The 15,857-nt window shown below is 56.0% G+C and carries 11 protein-coding genes; 5 read left to right on the top strand and 6 right to left on the bottom strand.

Annotated features, from left to right (window positions below):
* Positions 1–33: 33 nt before the first annotated feature.
* Both ptsP and rppH read right to left on the bottom strand, forming a co-directional pair.
* Positions 34–2,280 carry a phosphoenolpyruvate--protein phosphotransferase gene (gene ptsP, locus AAH450_RS18245; protein WP_342911483.1) on the bottom strand — a complete coding sequence of 749 codons (2,247 nt, stop codon included), beginning with the start codon at positions 2,278–2,280 and terminating at the stop codon, positions 34–36.
* A gap of 12 nt (positions 2,281–2,292) precedes the next feature.
* Entirely contained in the window at positions 2,293–2,820 is a 528-nt protein-coding gene (rppH, locus tag AAH450_RS18240) for an RNA pyrophosphohydrolase (RefSeq protein WP_342911482.1), read from the bottom strand.
* Between the two features lie 686 nt (positions 2,821–3,506).
* On the opposite strand from rppH, the gene mutH reads away from it, so the two are divergent.
* The 4 genes from mutH to AAH450_RS18220 all read left to right on the top strand — a co-directional run bounded on the left by mutH (position 3,507) and on the right by AAH450_RS18220 (position 6,604).
* Positions 3,507–4,193, top strand: a complete 687-nt coding sequence (mutH, locus tag AAH450_RS18235; RefSeq protein WP_342911481.1) for a DNA mismatch repair endonuclease MutH — start codon at positions 3,507–3,509, stop codon at positions 4,191–4,193.
* Between the two features lie 80 nt (positions 4,194–4,273).
* Positions 4,274–4,984 carry a TerC family protein gene (locus AAH450_RS18230; protein WP_342911480.1) on the top strand — a complete coding sequence of 237 codons (711 nt, stop codon included), beginning with the start codon at positions 4,274–4,276 and terminating at the stop codon, positions 4,982–4,984.
* Positions 4,985–5,153: 169 nt separating this feature from the next.
* Positions 5,154–5,369: a YgdI/YgdR family lipoprotein gene (locus tag AAH450_RS18225; RefSeq protein WP_342911479.1), complete on the top strand. Its 216-nt coding sequence runs from the start codon at positions 5,154–5,156 to the stop codon at positions 5,367–5,369.
* A gap of 194 nt (positions 5,370–5,563) precedes the next feature.
* Entirely contained in the window at positions 5,564–6,604 is a 1,041-nt protein-coding gene (locus AAH450_RS18220) for an NADP(H)-dependent aldo-keto reductase (protein WP_342911478.1), read from the top strand.
* Positions 6,605–6,696: 92 nt separating this feature from the next.
* Here AAH450_RS18220 and lplT read toward each other — a convergent pair whose 3' ends face one another.
* The 4 genes from lplT to AAH450_RS18200 form a co-directional block, all read right to left on the bottom strand.
* Positions 6,697–7,902 (bottom strand): lysophospholipid transporter LplT, encoded by a 1,206-nt coding sequence (lplT, locus tag AAH450_RS18215; RefSeq protein WP_342911477.1) that lies wholly within the window; start codon positions 7,900–7,902, stop codon positions 6,697–6,699.
* Entirely contained in the window at positions 7,895–10,054 is a 2,160-nt protein-coding gene (gene aas, locus AAH450_RS18210) for a bifunctional acyl-ACP--phospholipid O-acyltransferase/long-chain-fatty-acid--ACP ligase (RefSeq protein ID WP_342911476.1), read from the bottom strand. The genes lplT and aas overlap by 8 nt, the downstream gene beginning before the upstream one ends.
* Before the next feature lie 224 nt (positions 10,055–10,278).
* On the bottom strand, positions 10,279–12,000 hold the full coding sequence (locus tag AAH450_RS18205; protein ID WP_342911475.1) for a penicillin-binding transpeptidase domain-containing protein: 1,722 nt from the start codon (positions 11,998–12,000) through the stop codon (positions 10,279–10,281).
* Positions 12,001–12,339: 339 nt separating this feature from the next.
* On the bottom strand, positions 12,340–14,619 hold the full coding sequence (locus tag AAH450_RS18200) for a molybdopterin guanine dinucleotide-containing S/N-oxide reductase (RefSeq protein ID WP_342911474.1): 2,280 nt from the start codon (positions 14,617–14,619) through the stop codon (positions 12,340–12,342).
* Positions 14,620–14,825: 206 nt separating this feature from the next.
* Between AAH450_RS18200 and galR the strand changes: the two genes are divergently transcribed.
* Positions 14,826–15,830, top strand: a complete 1,005-nt coding sequence (galR, locus tag AAH450_RS18195) for an HTH-type transcriptional regulator GalR (RefSeq protein ID WP_342911473.1) — start codon at positions 14,826–14,828, stop codon at positions 15,828–15,830.
* Positions 15,831–15,857: the final 27 nt, after the last annotated feature.

The following is a 15,857-nucleotide window of genomic DNA, read 5'->3' as shown; positions in this document are numbered from 1 at the left end:
GATCCGGCGGAACTGTAAACTTTGTTAAGAGTGCTAGCGGCCGCCCCGGATCAGGCCGCCAAGCCCCTGCCGCTCCATAAAGGCGGCGATCTGGCTACGCACTTCGCTGGCCAGCGTCGCCCGGAGGCTCTGCTCTGCAAGCAGCCTTGCTTCCTGATAATCGATATGTTGTAGAAGGTATTTCACCCTGGCAACATTACGACCATTCATACTGAGATGGTGATATCCCAGACCAACCAGCACGGCCACACAGATTGGATCGCCCGCCATTTCGCCACACAGACAAAGCTCAATACCCGCTTTTTCCGCTTCCAGCGCGATGGTTTTCAGACCTCTCAGCACGGCAGGATGCAGGCTGTCATACAGATTGGCAACGCGGGTATTATTGCGATCCACGGCAAGCAGATACTGTGTCAGATCGTTGGTGCCCACAGAGACAAAATCCACGCGCCCGGTGAGATGGCCGATCATAAAGATCATTGAGGGCACCTCGATCATCACGCCGATCCTGGGGCTGGGGATGGCGTAGCCCAGCATCTCTTCCACTTCACGAGCGGCACGATCGATCAGCCGTTTCGCTTCGTCAATTTCATCAATGCTGGTGATCATCGGCAGCAGGATACTGAGATTATCGCTGGCGACGTTGGCGCGCAGCATGGCCCGTACCTGGACCAGGAAAATTTCCGGCTGGTCGAGCGTCAGGCGAATGCCTCGCCAGCCCAGGCAGGGGTTCTCTTCAGAGATAGGCATATAGGGCAGCTGCTTATCCGCCCCCACGTCCAGGGTTCTCAGCGTAACGGGTTTCTCCAGAAACAGCTGAAGCATGCCCTGGTACTGCGCCACCTGCTCCTCTTCCGAGGGGAAGCCGTTTTGCAGCATAAAGGGAATTTCGGTGCGGTAGAGTCCGACGCCATCAACCCAGCTTCCCTGCGCTTTTTCATGTTCGGCGCTAAGCCCGGCGTTCAGCATCACCTTAACCAGTTCGCCGCTTTTAAGCCTGGCGGGCTGTTCAACCACATCTTCGGCCAGCTTGCTCAGCTCATTTTCTTCGCTGATCAGCCGCTGGTACTCCTGCACCAGCACCGGCTCGGGATCCACTAACAGCTCGCCGCGATAGCCATCTACTATCAGCAGCCTGCCGTGCAGCAGCTCGGGCTGAATATCTGCCCCCATTACCGTCGGGATGCCCATCGCGCGTACCATAATAGCCGCATGGGAGTTTGAGGCGCCATCTCTGACCACCACCCCGGATAACCGGCCGTGAGGCAGCTCCGCCAGCGTGGTAGCTGTCAGCTCGTCGGCCACCAGTACAAACCGTTCAGGCCAGGTATTGGTGCCCTGCACGGTATCGTCGAGGTGAAACAGCAGCCGCTGCCCCAGAACGCGTAAATCGCCGGAACGCTCCCGCAGATAGCTGTCTTGCAGGCTGGCAAACTGGGCCGCAAACTTCTCAATGACTTTCTTCACCGCCCACTCGGCAACCGATCCTGCATCAATCTCGGCATAGAGATCTTTTTTCAGCCGGTTGTCGCTGAGCAAGTGTGAATAGAGATCGAAGATTGCCGCGCTCTCTTTATGCATGCTGGCAGTAAAGCGTTTGCTGTAGCGCCGGAATTCGCTGGAGGCTTCATCCATCGCCAGCGAGAGGCGCTCACGCTCACGATGGGTATCAAGAGTGGAGGCCGCGAAAACAAGCTCAAGGGAAGGCTGCGTGGTATCCACCCACCCTTCTGCAACCGCCACGCCCGGCGATGCGGCCAGCGCACGGATCCGCGTCTGACGATATTGCCCAAACAGCGCATTCAGCTGGGATTGCGACAGGATGGTCGCCATCTGTGTCGCCAGGGTGACCAGGAATGACTCTTCACTCTCGTCGAACTGACGATGCTCCCGCTGCTGAACAACCAGTACCCCCAGCAGCTGACGACGGCTGATAATAGGCACGCCCAGGAACGAGCGGAAACGCTCTTCTTTTACGGAGGGAATATATTTGAAGCTGGGGTGACTCTGCGCATCAGCAAGGTTAATTGGCTCAGCCAGCCTGCCCACCAGCCCGACAATCCCTTCGTCAAAGGCGAGTGCCACAGTGCGACCACGTGGCTTTTTCAACCCACGTGTCGCCATCAGGTAATAGCAGCGGCGATCGTGATCGGCAAGGTAGACCGAACAGACTTCGGTTTCCATCGCCAGGCAGATCTCGTTGACCAGGATATCCAGCGCCTCCGTGAGCCGGGGCGCTCCTGCCACTTTTTCAACTATTTCGCGAAGCTGTGTGAGCATAATCCAGGTGGCTTAACCTCTCTTCCGTCGATAAGCAGGCATATTTCGCTGTGCGGTACTCTCCTGCAACGGCATCACCACGCTGGCAAACTCTTTCATCACCCGACGATAAACGTCGCGTTTGAACGAGACTACCTGACGAACCGGATACCAGAAGCTGACCCAGCGCCAGCCATCAAATTCCGGCGTGCTGCTGGTTTGCATGTTGATATCCGCGTCATTGCACAATAATTGCAGAAGAAACCATTTCTGTTTCTGGCCGATACAGACCGGCTTTGTATCCCAACGCACCAAACGTTTTGGCAACTTGTAGCGTAACCAGTTTCGGGTAGAGGCAAGGATGCGAACATCTTTGCGGTGCAAACCGACTTCTTCGAAAAGTTCCCGGTACATCGCCTGTTCTGCCGTCTCCCCAGCATTAATCCCTCCCTGGGGAAACTGCCAGGAGTGCTGACCAAAACGCCTGGCCCACACTACCTGTCCCTGCCTGTTACAAATTACGATACCAACATTCGGGCGGTAGCCATCATCATCGATCACTGGACTACCTCTAACTAAAACTCGGATGTTCTGATTGTTTCATACTCCTCACAGGTGGTAAACCACTGCTTTACGCCCTCAGCACGCGGTAAACGCGGGATAACTTGCCCTTCCGGGCCGAGTTATAAACAGAATAAGGTGTGAAAGCGCGATCTTATTCACGTTTTCTGTGGATAGCTTTGTGCAGAACTCTGTTAACCATTGGGGAAAACTTTTTCCTGCCCCTGCCGCTCAGGCGCGGGCCGTTTTAATAACTTACTCTAAGTATTAGGATTTATCCGGATATACAGGCTCCTGCTGGTCTGTTCATCCTGTTGTCACAGTGCTATGCCGCGCAACTGGCGAAAGATCGAGCACTGCACTTTTTATCCACAGGTTATGCCGCTGAGTTAAGCATAAATCGTGCAAAAAGTCGTAAATCCATGCCGTCAAGGCTGTAAATCGAAACAGTAGTGTTGTAAAAAGTGAGTTATCCCATTTTTCTGTGGATAACAGGGGGTGTGATCCTGTTCATTGTCGGTGACAACTTTGGCATAACCTTGCGGACGCGCGCTGTTTTCCCGCCACAGGAAAATAAAAAAGCATGATTTATCATGTTATTATTCCTGTTTTACACAATCATTTTTTGCGGCTGAGCCTCAGCGCAAAAGTGTGGTTATTTTTTAACCAACTACAGCGAGTTATTCATGGGCGGTGATCTTATCCCGGTGCCCTCTCCGGAAAACGAGGGGGTTCTGCTGGCACGTGCTCAGCACCTGGCGGGTTATACCCTGGGTGAGCTGGCAGAGCGCGGAGGGTTGGCGATCCCTCAGGATCTCAGAAGGGATAAAGGCTGGGTTGGCATGCTGCTGGAACGCTATCTGGGTGCCAGCGCAGGCAGTAAACCGGAACAGGATTTTGCGGAGATCGGCGTTGAGCTGAAAACCATTCCGGTTGATGCACTGGGTCGTCCGCTGGAGACGACTTTTGTTTGCGTCGCCCCGTTAACCGGCAATACGGGCGTCACCTGGCAGACAAGCCATGTTCGCCACAAGCTGCAAAGGGTTCTCTGGGTTCCCGTTGAAGGGGATCGCGCTATTCCGCTGGCTGAACGCCGCGTCGGTGCGCCGCTGTTATGGAGTGCCAGTGCAGAAGAAGAGGCGCTGTTGCAGCGAGACTGGGAAGAGTTAATGGATATGATTGTGTTGGGACAGGTAGAGCGCATCACCGCCCGGCACGGGGAAGTGCTGCAAATTCGCCCCAAAGCGGCTAACAGTAAGGCGCTGACGGAAGGAATTGGCGAAAACGGTCAGCCGATTATGACCCTTCCCCGCGGCTTCTATCTGAAGAAATCTTTTACTGGCCCGCTGCTGGCTCGCCATTTTTTATTGTAGGAGCTGAAGCCACGGATGGCGGGCAGCCCAGGGGTTGCGTATACTCCCCGTTTACTTTTCGTTTAGGATGCAATGTTAGTATGTTTGATTGGATTGCAGATCCCAATGCCTGGCTGGCCCTTGGTACGCTGACGATTCTTGAGATCGTTTTGGGTATTGATAATATTATTTTCCTCTCTCTGGTTGTCGCCAAACTTCCGAAACATCAGCAGAATGCCGCCCGCCGCATGGGTCTGGCTGGCGCGATGTTAATGCGTCTGGGCCTTCTGGCCTCTATCGCCTGGGTTATCCGCCTGACCACGCCGCTGTTCACGCTGATGGATCACAGCTTCTCCGCCCGCGATCTCATCCTGCTCTTTGGCGGCCTGTTCCTGCTGTGGAAATCGAGCGCGGAAATCCATGAGACGATCGAAGGTGGTGAAGAGGAGCATCAGACCAACGTCCATTCGTTTATTGGTGCCATCGTACAAATTATGCTGCTGGATATCATCTTCAGCCTGGACTCGGTCATTACCGCCGTGGGCCTTTCCGATCACCTGATTATTATGATGGCTGCCGTGGTAATAGCGGTTGGCGTTATGATGTTTGCCGCCAGATCGATTGGGGAATTTGTAGAGCGTCACCCTTCCGTTAAAATGCTGGCGCTGGCGTTCCTTATTCTGGTCGGCTTTACGCTGATTCTGGAAAGTTTCAATGTCCACGTGCCAAAAGGTTACATCTATTTCGCCATGTTCTTCTCAATGGCGGTTGAGTGCCTGAATCTGATGCGCAGTAAAAAGAAACTTGCCTGATCTGAGGCAGGCCGCTTACCCGGCCTGCCCCCTGCCTGTAATATCATTTTACGAATAAAGTCAATGGCACCACGTGCTTGCTCCACACTTTCGGAGTTCTTCTACTGATCCCCTGTACAAAATGCGTTATAAACAGACGCATCAGTTTCAGGTATTAAGGGAGAGAGATATGAAGTATGTGTTTGGCGCAGCGGCGCTGATGTTGGCCACACTGGTCAGCGGGTGCAGCAGTGATTACGTCATGGCCACCAGGGAAGGCAATATGATCATGACTCAGGGAAAACCTGAAATAGATAAAGAGACCGGCCTGGTGAAATATACTGACCGTTCAGGGCATGAGTTGCAGATTAATGGTGATGAAGTTTCCTCCATTGTTGAACGCTAAGAGACCTTACGCCACCCGTTTATTCTGCCAGGGTGGCTCTCTCCGCACTTCCCGATAAATCCCCTCTTCCCCCTGCCGCTTACCGCGGTTATAGTCAAATGCCGGATCTGAGTGCGCACCGCGAGGCTATGCACCTCATGCAGGGCATGCTTCAGATTCCAGACCTTTTAATAATGAAAAAAGGAAGCCGGCAAATGCACTATCACCGTATCCCCCACAGCACCCTGGAAGTCAGTAGCCTGGGTTTGGGAACCATGACGTTTGGTGAGCAGAACAGCGAAGCCGACGCCCACGCCCAGTTAGATCTGGCGCTCCGTTCCGGTATTAACCTTATTGATACCGCTGAAATGTACCCGGTGCCTCCGCGTCCGGAAACCCAGGGTTTAACCGAAAAGTATATTGGCAGCTGGCTGAAGGCTCGCGGCAACCGTGAAAAAGTGATCCTGGCTTCTAAAATTGCCGGGCCGGTTCGCGGCGCTGATGCCTCTATCCGCCCCAATCAGGCGCTTGACCGCAAGAATATCCGCGAGGCGCTGGATGCCAGCCTTAAGCGACTTAATACGGATTATCTGGATCTCTACCAGCTGCACTGGCCTCAGCGTCAGACCAACTATTTCGGCAAGTTATCCTATGAGTACAGCGAGGGCAGTGCCACGGTAACGCTGCTGGAGACGCTGGAAGCCCTTAACGAACAGGTCCGGGCCGGGAAAATTCGCTATATCGGCGTCTCAAATGAAACCCCCTATGGCGTGATGCGTTATCTGCAACTGGCGGAAAAGCACGAACTGCCGCGCATCGTCAGCATTCAAAACCCCTACAGCCTGCTGAACCGCAGTTTTGAAGTGGCTCTGGCGGAGATCAGTCATCTGGAAGGGGTGGAGCTGCTTGCCTATTCAAGCCTGGCCTTTGGCACGTTGAGCGGGAAATACCTGAACGGGGCAAAGCCGGAAGGCGCACGCAACACGCTCTTCAGCCGTTTTACCCGCTACAGCGGCGAGCAGGCGCAGCTGGCTGTCGCTGAATATGTGGCGCTGGCTGACAGGCACGGGCTGGACCCGTCACAAATGGCGCTGGCATTTGTTCGTCAGCAGCCGTTTGTCGCCAGCACCCTGCTGGGCGCAACCACGCTGGAGCAGCTGCAAATTAATATCGACAGCTATAACCTGACGCTGGATGAAGAGGTAATGCAGGGACTGGAGGCGATCCATCGCCGTTATACCTTCCCTTCGCCTTAAGGGATAGCCGCACAACTTTCCCGAAGAGAAAAGCGCAGGGAGGCGCTTCTCACTCCACAGCGGGCCTTTTATCACAAAAGGCCCGGTTTTATTCAGCCCCTTCCGCGCTTTTGCGCCAGTTGCCAGCCCCAGAGAACCGCAATCGCCAGCGCAAACAGCGCACCGAACCCTACGCCGGTCGCCACGGGCGGCGCCCCAGCTTTCACAGCCAGCGAATAAAGCCCCAGCATGATCAGCATTGCGCTGTTCTCACCAAGATTCTGCACCGCAATGGCATTTCCCGCGCCCACGCTCTCTTTACCGCGTAATTGCAGCAGGGCATTAAGCGGAACCACGAAGAAGCCCCCCAACACGCCAATCGCCACCAACAGGGCATAAGCGCCAGCCATAGAGTGTTGCAGCGAAAAGAACACTACCGCGATACCAATCAGTACCCCCGCAGGCATACAGCGGCCCACGGTTTTCAGCGTCACCAGTTTGGCCGCAGCCCCGGCACCAATCACGATGCCGATCGCCACCATCGCGTTAAGCAGCGTTGGTGTTTTATTATCGGTAATGCCTAACGCCACCGGCACCCAGAGTACCAGCAGGAACCGCAACGTCACCCCGGCGCCCCAAAAGAGACTGGTGCCGACCAGCGAGAAGCGGGTTTCGCCATCCCGCCACAGCGCGCGGCAGGCCCGGAAGAAGCTGGCGGCCATCTTGCCGGGATGCCACGGCTGCCCCGGTCTGGCGGCCGCCAGTTTCGGGATCAGCATATTGGCTGCTACCGCCAGTCCGTAAGCCACCACGCAGGCAACCAACGCCGCCAGCAGATTGAGATCGGCCAGGAAGCCTCCCGCTACAGAACCCAGCAGAATAGCGGCGATGGTGGAGGCTTCCATCAGGCCGTTGGCTTTCACCAGCGTCTCTCCGCCGGTTATCTCCCCCAGGATGCCATATTTAGCCGGTGAATAGGCTGCCGCGCCCACCCCGACCAGGCTGTAGCCGATGAACGGATTGAAGCCGAAACAGATAGTCAGCGCGCCCAGCAGCTTCAGGCCGTTGGCAAACATCATTACCCGGCCCTTGGCGAAACTGTCTGCCATCTGCCCCACAAACGGCGCGAGGATAATATAGGTGGCGACAAACACCATTTGCAGCACCGGCTGGCTCCAGTCCGGATAAACCTGCTGCTTTAACACGGCCAGAGTAGCGAACAGCAACGCATTATCACCAAAAGCAGAAAGGAACTGCGCGGCAATAACGGCCAGCATTCCCCTGGATAGCAGCTTTTGCGAACTCCCGGCATTACTCATTATTGCTCTCCGGGTTTTCAGCCATGCTGCGCAGGGTGACAAAATCGGGCTTGCCGCTGCCCAGGAGCGGCAGCTGTTTCAGCACGCGAATATCTCTTGGCACGGCCAGCTCCGGGCTGCCCAGTTCGCGCGCGGTGCGCTGTAACTTGTCGCGGGTAAGCTCGCTGTCGGTGGTGAACAGCACCAGCGCTTCGCCCCGGTTGCCGTCTGGTTTTATTGAGGCCGCGTGCTGCTTCTCTGTGGAGGCTTTGAGGGCAATCTGCTCAACCGTTTCCAGCGACACCATTTCACCCGCAATTTTTGCAAAACGCTTCATGCGTCCCTGAATCTGGCAGAAGCCGTGATCGTCAAAGCTCACGATGTCGCCGGTATCGTACCAGCCCGCGTCCATCTGCCCTTCCCCGTTATCCGCCTCTGGCGCTTCAAGCACGCCCGGTTTCTCAACGCGCAGGTAGCCTTTCATAATGTTAGGCCCCCGCAGTTGCAGCAAACCGCCCTGCTCAATTCCCGGAACGGCGATCAGGCGTGAATCCATGCCGGGCAGAATGCGGCCCACGGTGTGATTTTTCGCCGCCATCGGCACGTTAATGGCAACAACCGGCGCGCATTCCGTCACGCCATAGCCTTCCAGAATACGGATGCCGAATTTCTCCATCCAGGTTTGCCGCGTCGTTTCCTGGAGCTTCTCGGCTCCCGCCACCACGTAGCGCAGCCGCGCGAAATCATAGGGATTACCGAAACGGGCATAGTTGCCCAGGAAGGTTGAGGTACCGAACAGCACGGTGCAGTTACGGTCATAGACCAGCTCAGGAATGATACGGTAGTGCAGCGGGCTGGGATAGAGGAATACCTGTGCGCCCGTCATCAGCGGCGTAAAGAGGCCAACCGTCAGGCCGAAAGCGTGAAACAGCGGCAGCGCAGACATAAAGCGATCTCGCGGGGTGAAATCCGCCACGGTTCTGATCTGCTCAACGTTTGCCAGCAGGCTTTTATGCGAATGCACCACCCCTTTGGGGTGCCCTTCTGAGCCGGAAGTAAACAGCACCATCGCGGCGTCCTCAGGCTGCTGATCGATTTCAGCCAGACGTGGCAGCAGCAGATGCCCCAGGATCCAGAGTTTGTCCTGCATGGTGACGGTATCTTTAAGATCTTCAAGAAAGACCCAGTTTACCTGGGTTATCTCTTCCGGCAGATGCCAGAGCTTGCCCTTATCGAGAAACTGACGCGAGGTAAAAACGGTTTTAACTTCAGCTGCTGTTAGCGCGCTGCTGACGCCTTTTACTCCCGAGGTATAGTTAAGCATGGCGGGAACGCGCCCACGCATGGAGGCCCCCAGGATTGCCGCTGCCGTCACCGTGGCATTGGGCAGCAGCAGGCCGATATATTCCCCCGGCGCGGTATAACGTTCCAGAATCCGCCCCACGCCCAGTGATTTCTTTAACAGGCTGGTGTAACTGTCTGGCGTGAAATTCACATCTTCAATGCAGGGTTTGAAAAAGCCATACCGCGTGCGGGCCGACAGAAATGCCTGCCAGAGCGTCTCCCGCGGGCGCACCGCCATACGGGCTTCCATCATAATATGATGCAGATGCTCACCGGCCAGCTTGCGCCGTTCACGCGCGCTGGGCGCTTCCGGCATCGGGATAAGGGTTGCAGGCAGCACGGTCAGGGAGATGGTGGGGAAAAGCCGACGTTTAAAGACGCCTGCCAGACGACCAAAAGGGGTAAACTCAGCCCCCTCAATGCGCAGCGGCACCACTGTCGCCTGTGATTTGGCCGCGACAAACCCGGCCCCCTCATAGATTTTCATCAGCGAACCGGTCACCGTGATGCGTCCTTCCGGGAAGATCACTACCGGACGCCCCTGCCCGATAACCCTCACCAGGTGCTTCACTGACATCGGCTTGGTGGGATCTAACGGCACAAAATCGATGACCTTGCGCGCCCAGCGCATATACCACCGCTCACTGATTGAAGAGTAGACGGCAAAAACGGGCTTAACGGGCAAAAAGATCGCCAGCAGCACCCCATCCAGAAACGACATATGGTTGGGGACAATCAGCACTTTTTCTTTATACAAACCAGAAAGCTCGCCGTTCAGGCGGGTACGAAAGCAGAGACGGAATATCAGCCGAAGCAGGGAAAAGAGCATGCCAACTCCTTAGCATAAAAAAGTTGGCTACAACGATGCAGGATCTGGTGAAACAACTCAATGGCAACGGCGCCAAATTGCAGTGTTTATCTGAACAAATCTGCCCTTTCTCTGCGTTTCATTACCCTTTTGCGGGCGGGATCGAAAACATAATGTCTGGCGTGGCGCTCGTCGCCCCGGTTAAAGCGCGACGAGTCTTTTCGCGTGTTACGCTCAGAGAGAGGTTATCCGCTGTGCGTGGAGTAAAGCGCATCAGGCGCCACATTCATATGCTTCAGCACCGGGCCAATAATATTGCCAAACACCGGCGCGGCTACCGAGCCACCAAAGTGGTCGCCCGCCGTCGGGTGGTTAATCATGATCACCAGCGCCACCTGTGGATTGCTGGCGGGTGCCACACCGGCGGTATAGTTGATATAACCCCCGTCATATTTACCGCTGTCGCCCATCTTCTCTGCCGTACCCGTTTTGATCGCCAGCCGGTATCCCGGCACGGCGGCACGCACCCCGCTCCCGCCGGGCAGCGCATCGCTCTCCATCATATGCACCACGGAGCGGACAATCTCTTCATCGGCCACGCGTTTGCCTATCACTGGCGGCGTCACCTTAGTGATCGACAGCGGACGATAAATACCAAACGAACCCAGAGTGGCGTACTCACGGGCGATTTGCAGCGGCGTGACGCGCAGGCCGTAACCAAAGGAGAAGGTGGCGCGTTCGATATCGGCCCAGCGTGTGCGATGCAGTGGGAAGTACCCTACGCTCTCGCCGGTAAGCCCCAGGCCGGTGGGTTTGCCCAGCCCGAAGGCGCTAAAGGTGTTCACCAGCACTTCAGCAGGCATTGCCAGCGCGATATGGGAAACGCCGATGTCGCTCGATTTCTGCAAAATACCGGTCATGGTCAGGCGCGGCCAGTGGCCCACGTCACGGATAAGATGGCCGTTGACGCGATAAGGGGTGGTATCAAGCACCGAATCCGGCCGTACCAGCTTACGCGCCAGCCCTTCCATCACCACCAGCGGCTTCACGGTAGATCCCGGCTCGTAGCTGTCGTTGATCGCCGTATTACGCATCTGGCTGGGCGAGACGTTGACGAAATTATTTGGGTTGAAGGAGGGATAAGAGGCCATCCCCAGGATCTCACCCGTGTCGATTTTAATCAGCACGGCTGCGCCAGAATCCGCTTTGTTTAATAAAACCCCTTCGCGCAGCTTCGAGTACATCGTGTACTGATCGAATTTATCGATACTGAGCTGGACGGTTGGCGGCTGGCGTGGCGGTTCATAATTGATCATCGCCACAATGTTGCCGTGAGCATCCTGCCGGTATTTCTCTACGCCTGGGGTGCCCTGTAGCACTTTATCAAAGCCTTTTTCCAGCCCGGTTAATCCGTTGTTATCCGCACCAACAATGCCCAGCAGCGGGCCGGTAGCATCGCTCATCGGATAGAAGCGGCTGTCATCATAGACGGTAGAGATGCCGGTGAGATGCAGTTTGGCAATGTCTTTGGCGATCCCCAGTTCGATTTTGCGCCCCAGATAGAGGAAGCGGCGATGGGGGTTGGCATTAATCTGTTGCGCAATCTGCTCCGGGCGCTGGTCAAGCGCATTGGCCAGATATTCCCACTTTGCGCTGGTGAAATCGGGGTGGGCTTCCAGCACGCGTTGCGGATCGGCAATGATGTCCCGCGAAGGCACGCTCAGCGCCAGCGCTTCACCATTTCTGTCGAGCAGCGTTCCGCGGTTAGTGGGAAGCGTAACAGTGCGCAGCGAGCGCTCATCCGCCTCCTTCTCCAGCATAGGGTGGTTTATCAGTTGCAGATCCCCTACCCGCGCCAGCAGCACCACCAGACAGCCGACTACGCCGAGACAGATAAGCCGGAAACGAAAAGGATGAAAAGGTGATTTAGCCTGATCTTTTGCGAGCAGTTTCTTTAAGCGGGACATGGATCTTCTACTGGAGTAAGCGAGATAACTGGCTGTGAGTTATACAAAAAATGCGGGAGAGATAACAGGGAAACTGTGTTTCAGATCGTGATTGCCGTGAGGTTCACAGGCCAGGAGAAGTGACCTGTTTCCTGCTAATTCATCAAGTTATTTCTGGCCCGCCCTTTTTCAGGCAAAAAAAACCTGCGCATCTGCGCAGGTCGGTGAAACAAAGCATAAATACTTTTTGATGTTCACCCATCAATACCTCTGGGACTTAGACTTTAGCAATCTGCCGCCAATTCCCGCCAGCCACTATTCGCAACAGTTACCCGCAAAATGTAACCAGCTATGTGATTCTTATGCACTTTTGCAATCTTTCGCCTTTTTGATCTCCACCAGACAGCTCATTGCGTTCGGCCCCTGCGTCAGAGAAGAGGTGCCAATATCCAGCGTAAGCACATTAGGATTCCCGGCACGATCGTAGGGTTGCCACGCCTTGCCGAAGCCAGGATCAAACCAGGCGCCGGTGGAAATCAGCACCACGCCAGGGGTAACCCCCTCAGTGAGACGGACGCCAGCCAGCATCCGGCCACGATCGTTACTGACCTCAATCACATCGCCATCTGCGACGCCTCGTGGGGCGGCATCGTCGTGATGCATCCACAGCGTTTCGTGTCCGGCAGTTTTGTTAGCCTGCACGGAAGGCGTGGCGTCCATCTGGCTGTGCAGCCTGTCGGCTGGCTGAATAGAGATCATATGCAGCGGGAAGCGCTGGCTCACCTCTGCGCCCAGCCACTCTTTTGGCGGTTGCCATTCAGGATGAGGCGCAAAGTCTGGCAGCTGATAGCCCGCGATGGTTTCACTGTACAGCTCGATTTTTCCGCTGGCGGTTTTGATCGGATTTGCGACGGGGTCCGCCCGGAAATCTTCCATAAAGATAAAGGGCTTATCACCTTCAGGCACCTCAACATGCCCCTCTTCCCAGAACTGCCGGAACGCTGGCCAGTGGAGGCCCTTGCGCTGATGGGCGACGGCGCACTGCTGATAAAGATGCTCAATCCACTGCGCTTCGTTGCGGTTTTCCGTAAAGGTGTCACGGTAGCCAAGCCGTTCGGCCAGGTCTGCAAAGATATCGAAGTCGTTACGGGCCTGATGCTGGGGCCGGATCGCCTGGTGCATCGCCAGCACGAAGCGGTCGCGCGAGGAGCCGCCAATATCATTACGCTCAAGCGAGGTGGTGACCGGCAAAACGATGTCCGCCATCTGTGCAGCCGGCGTCCAGACAATATCCTGAACGATAACCGTATCAGGACGCTGCCAGCCCTCAACCAGCCGGTTTAGCTGCTGATGGTGGTGGAAGGGATTACCGCCAGCCCAGTGGATAAGATGAATATCGGGATAGGTGTGCGTCTGCCCCTGGAAAGTATAAGGCTCGCCCGGATGGAGCAGCATATCGCTGATGCGGGCGACCGGAATGGCCCGATCCGCAATCGGGTTCACGCCGGTAGACATCAGCGGCGCAGGCCCTTCCACACGCGGGTTGCCCACGCTGTTCATCGAGCCGTGACCAAAGGAGAAGCCCGCGCCCGGCAGGCCTGGCTGCCCGAGCATTGAAGAGAGCGCAATCATCATCCAGTAAGGCTGTTCGCCACGGTGAGCACGCTGAACCGAGTAGGAGCAGGTAATAAAGCTGCGTTTGCCGATCAGCTGTTTTGCCAGCTGTTCAATGCGCAAGGCAGGAATGCCGGTGATCTCGCTGGCCCACTGCGTTGTTTTCGCTATGCCGTCACTTTCACCCAGCAGATAGCTGCGCAACTGGGGATAGCCCACGCAGTGAGAGTGCAGGAACGCGCTATCTACGGCGTTCAGCCGCTCTATTTCAAAGCCCAGCGCCAGCATCAGTGCCACATCGGTATTCGGACGGATCGGGATCCACTCCGCATTAACAAATTCCGGGCAGTCATCACGCATCGGGCTGATATTGATCACCGGCGTGCCTTTCGCGGCCAGCGCAAGCAGTGCGGGCTTCAGGCTGTGCTGCCCCGCTCCGCCGGAAGCAACCTGGCTATTTTTCAGCGCCAGTCCGCCAAAGGCGATAAAGATTTCGCAGTGCTCTACCACTCCTGGCCAGTCGGTTACTCTGCCCGTCAACGGCATATAGGTGCCAATGACATAAGGCAGGAAGAACTGCGCTGCGCCCCAGCTGTAGTTGCCCAGCTGGTCAACACCGCCACCGCCGTTAAAGTAGAAACGGCGGATTAGCGTTCGGGCATGGTTAACCCGCCCTGCTGAAGACCAGCCATACGAGCCGTTGAAAATAGCGGAAGGGCCATAGCGGTCACGCACCCGACGGTTCTCTTCGGCCACCAGATCCAGCGCCGTCTCCCAGTCAACCGCCACAAAGTCTTCACGCCCGCGCAGGGTACGATCGCTCTTCTCGCGTGATTTGAGCCAGGAGCGACGCACCATTGGCTGGCGGATACGCTTGTCTGAATAGACCAGCTCCGGGATGGTGTTGAGCATCGGCGACGGATCCTGATCGGCGAAAAAGGGTTCACAGCGGAGCAGTTTTCCCTCTTCAACTACGGCGGTGAAGGCGCCCCAATGGGCAAGATGCGGCACTCTTTTAACGGTCATATGGCGGTCCGGCAGGCGAAAATATTTTCTGGAAAGCCAGAATAGCCTTTTTTGGCAAAGCTGAATATATCCCGCCCCTTACAAAGCCAGAATGGACTGAATTCTCCAGCTTTGCGACACCGCTGGCATTCTGTGTGCTTGAAGTAACAGGGAATTTCCGCAACACTGAACAGCTATGTAAACGCTTACCCTGGAAGGCAGTAACGATGGCCACTATTAAGGATGTTGCCAGGCTCGCGGGCGTTTCCGTGGCAACGGTATCCCGCGTTATTAACAACTCGCCCAAAGCGAGCGAGAACTCACGACTGGCCGTTAACAGCGCTATGGAACAGCTGCAATACCATCCTAATGCCAATGCCCGCGCCCTTGCGCAACAATCGACCGAAACGATGGGGCTGGTAGTGGGCGACGTTTCCGACCCTTTTTTTGGCGCTCTGGTAAAAGCTGTTGAACAAGTGGCTTATGAGACGGGAAACTTTTTACTGATTGGTAACGGTTACCATAACGAGCAAAAAGAGCGTCAGGCCATTGAGCAACTGATCCGCCATCGCTGCGGCGCGCTGGTGGTTCATGCCAAAAAGATCCCCGATGCGGAACTGATCTCGCTGATGAAACAGATCCCCGGCATGGTGCTGATTAACCGCGCCCTGCCCGGCTTTGAAAAACGCTGTATTGCGCTGGATGACCGCTACGGTTCGTGGCTGGCTACCCGCCATTTGATCCAGCAAGGGCATCAGAACATTGCCTTTATCTGCTCCACTCACCCTATCTCCGATACGGAAGATCGGTTGCAGGGCTATTATGACGCGCTGAAAGAGCACAATCTGCCCTGTAATGACCGGCTGGTCGCGCTGGGCGAGCCGGATGAAGTGGGCGGAGAGCAGGCGATGACTGAACTGCTGGGGCGCGGTAAGCAGTTTACCGCCGTCGCCTGCTATAACGACTCTATGGCCGCCGGTGCGCTGGCGGTATTAAGCGATAATGGCGTGGTCGTGCCGGAAGAGATGTCGCTGATTGGCTTCGATGACGTGCTGGTTTCGCGCTATGTACGCCCGCGTCTTACCACGGTTCGCTACCCGATTGTGACCATGGCGCAGCAGGCTGCCGCCCTGGCGCTGGCGCTGGCGAACGAGCAGCCGCTGCCAGAGATCACTAATATGTTCAGCCCGACGCTGGTTCGTCGCCATTCGGTGGGTTCGCCCGGCAATTAGGCATCTTTCATTGCCAGCAGAGGCCGC

It is taken from the genome of Erwinia magellanica, assembly GCF_039023495.1.
Taxonomy (GTDB): domain Bacteria; phylum Pseudomonadota; class Gammaproteobacteria; order Enterobacterales; family Enterobacteriaceae; genus Erwinia.
The sequence above is the reverse complement of the archived record's forward strand: the minus strand, read 5'-3'. Positions and strand labels throughout refer to the sequence as shown.

Bases quoted from the DNA above. Each gene is read 5' to 3' on its own strand.
- ptsP (WP_342911483.1), bottom strand. From the start codon at position 2,280: ATGCTCACACAGCTTCGCGAAATAGTTGAAAAAGTGGCAGGAGCGCCC.
- mutH (WP_342911481.1), top strand. From the start codon at position 3,507: ATGGGCGGTGATCTTATCCCGGTGCCCTCTCCGGAAAACGAGGGGGTT.
- AAH450_RS18230 (WP_342911480.1), top strand. From the start codon at position 4,274: ATGTTTGATTGGATTGCAGATCCCAATGCCTGGCTGGCCCTTGGTACG.
- AAH450_RS18225 (WP_342911479.1), top strand. From the start codon at position 5,154: ATGAAGTATGTGTTTGGCGCAGCGGCGCTGATGTTGGCCACACTGGTC.
- AAH450_RS18220 (WP_342911478.1), top strand. From the start codon at position 5,564: ATGCACTATCACCGTATCCCCCACAGCACCCTGGAAGTCAGTAGCCTG.
- lplT (WP_342911477.1), bottom strand. From the start codon at position 7,902: ATGAGTAATGCCGGGAGTTCGCAAAAGCTGCTATCCAGGGGAATGCTG.
- aas (WP_342911476.1), bottom strand. From the start codon at position 10,054: ATGCTCTTTTCCCTGCTTCGGCTGATATTCCGTCTCTGCTTTCGTACC.
- AAH450_RS18205 (WP_342911475.1), bottom strand. From the start codon at position 12,000: ATGTCCCGCTTAAAGAAACTGCTCGCAAAAGATCAGGCTAAATCACCT.
- AAH450_RS18200 (WP_342911474.1), bottom strand. From the start codon at position 14,619: ATGACCGTTAAAAGAGTGCCGCATCTTGCCCATTGGGGCGCCTTCACC.
- galR (WP_342911473.1), top strand. From the start codon at position 14,826: ATGGCCACTATTAAGGATGTTGCCAGGCTCGCGGGCGTTTCCGTGGCA.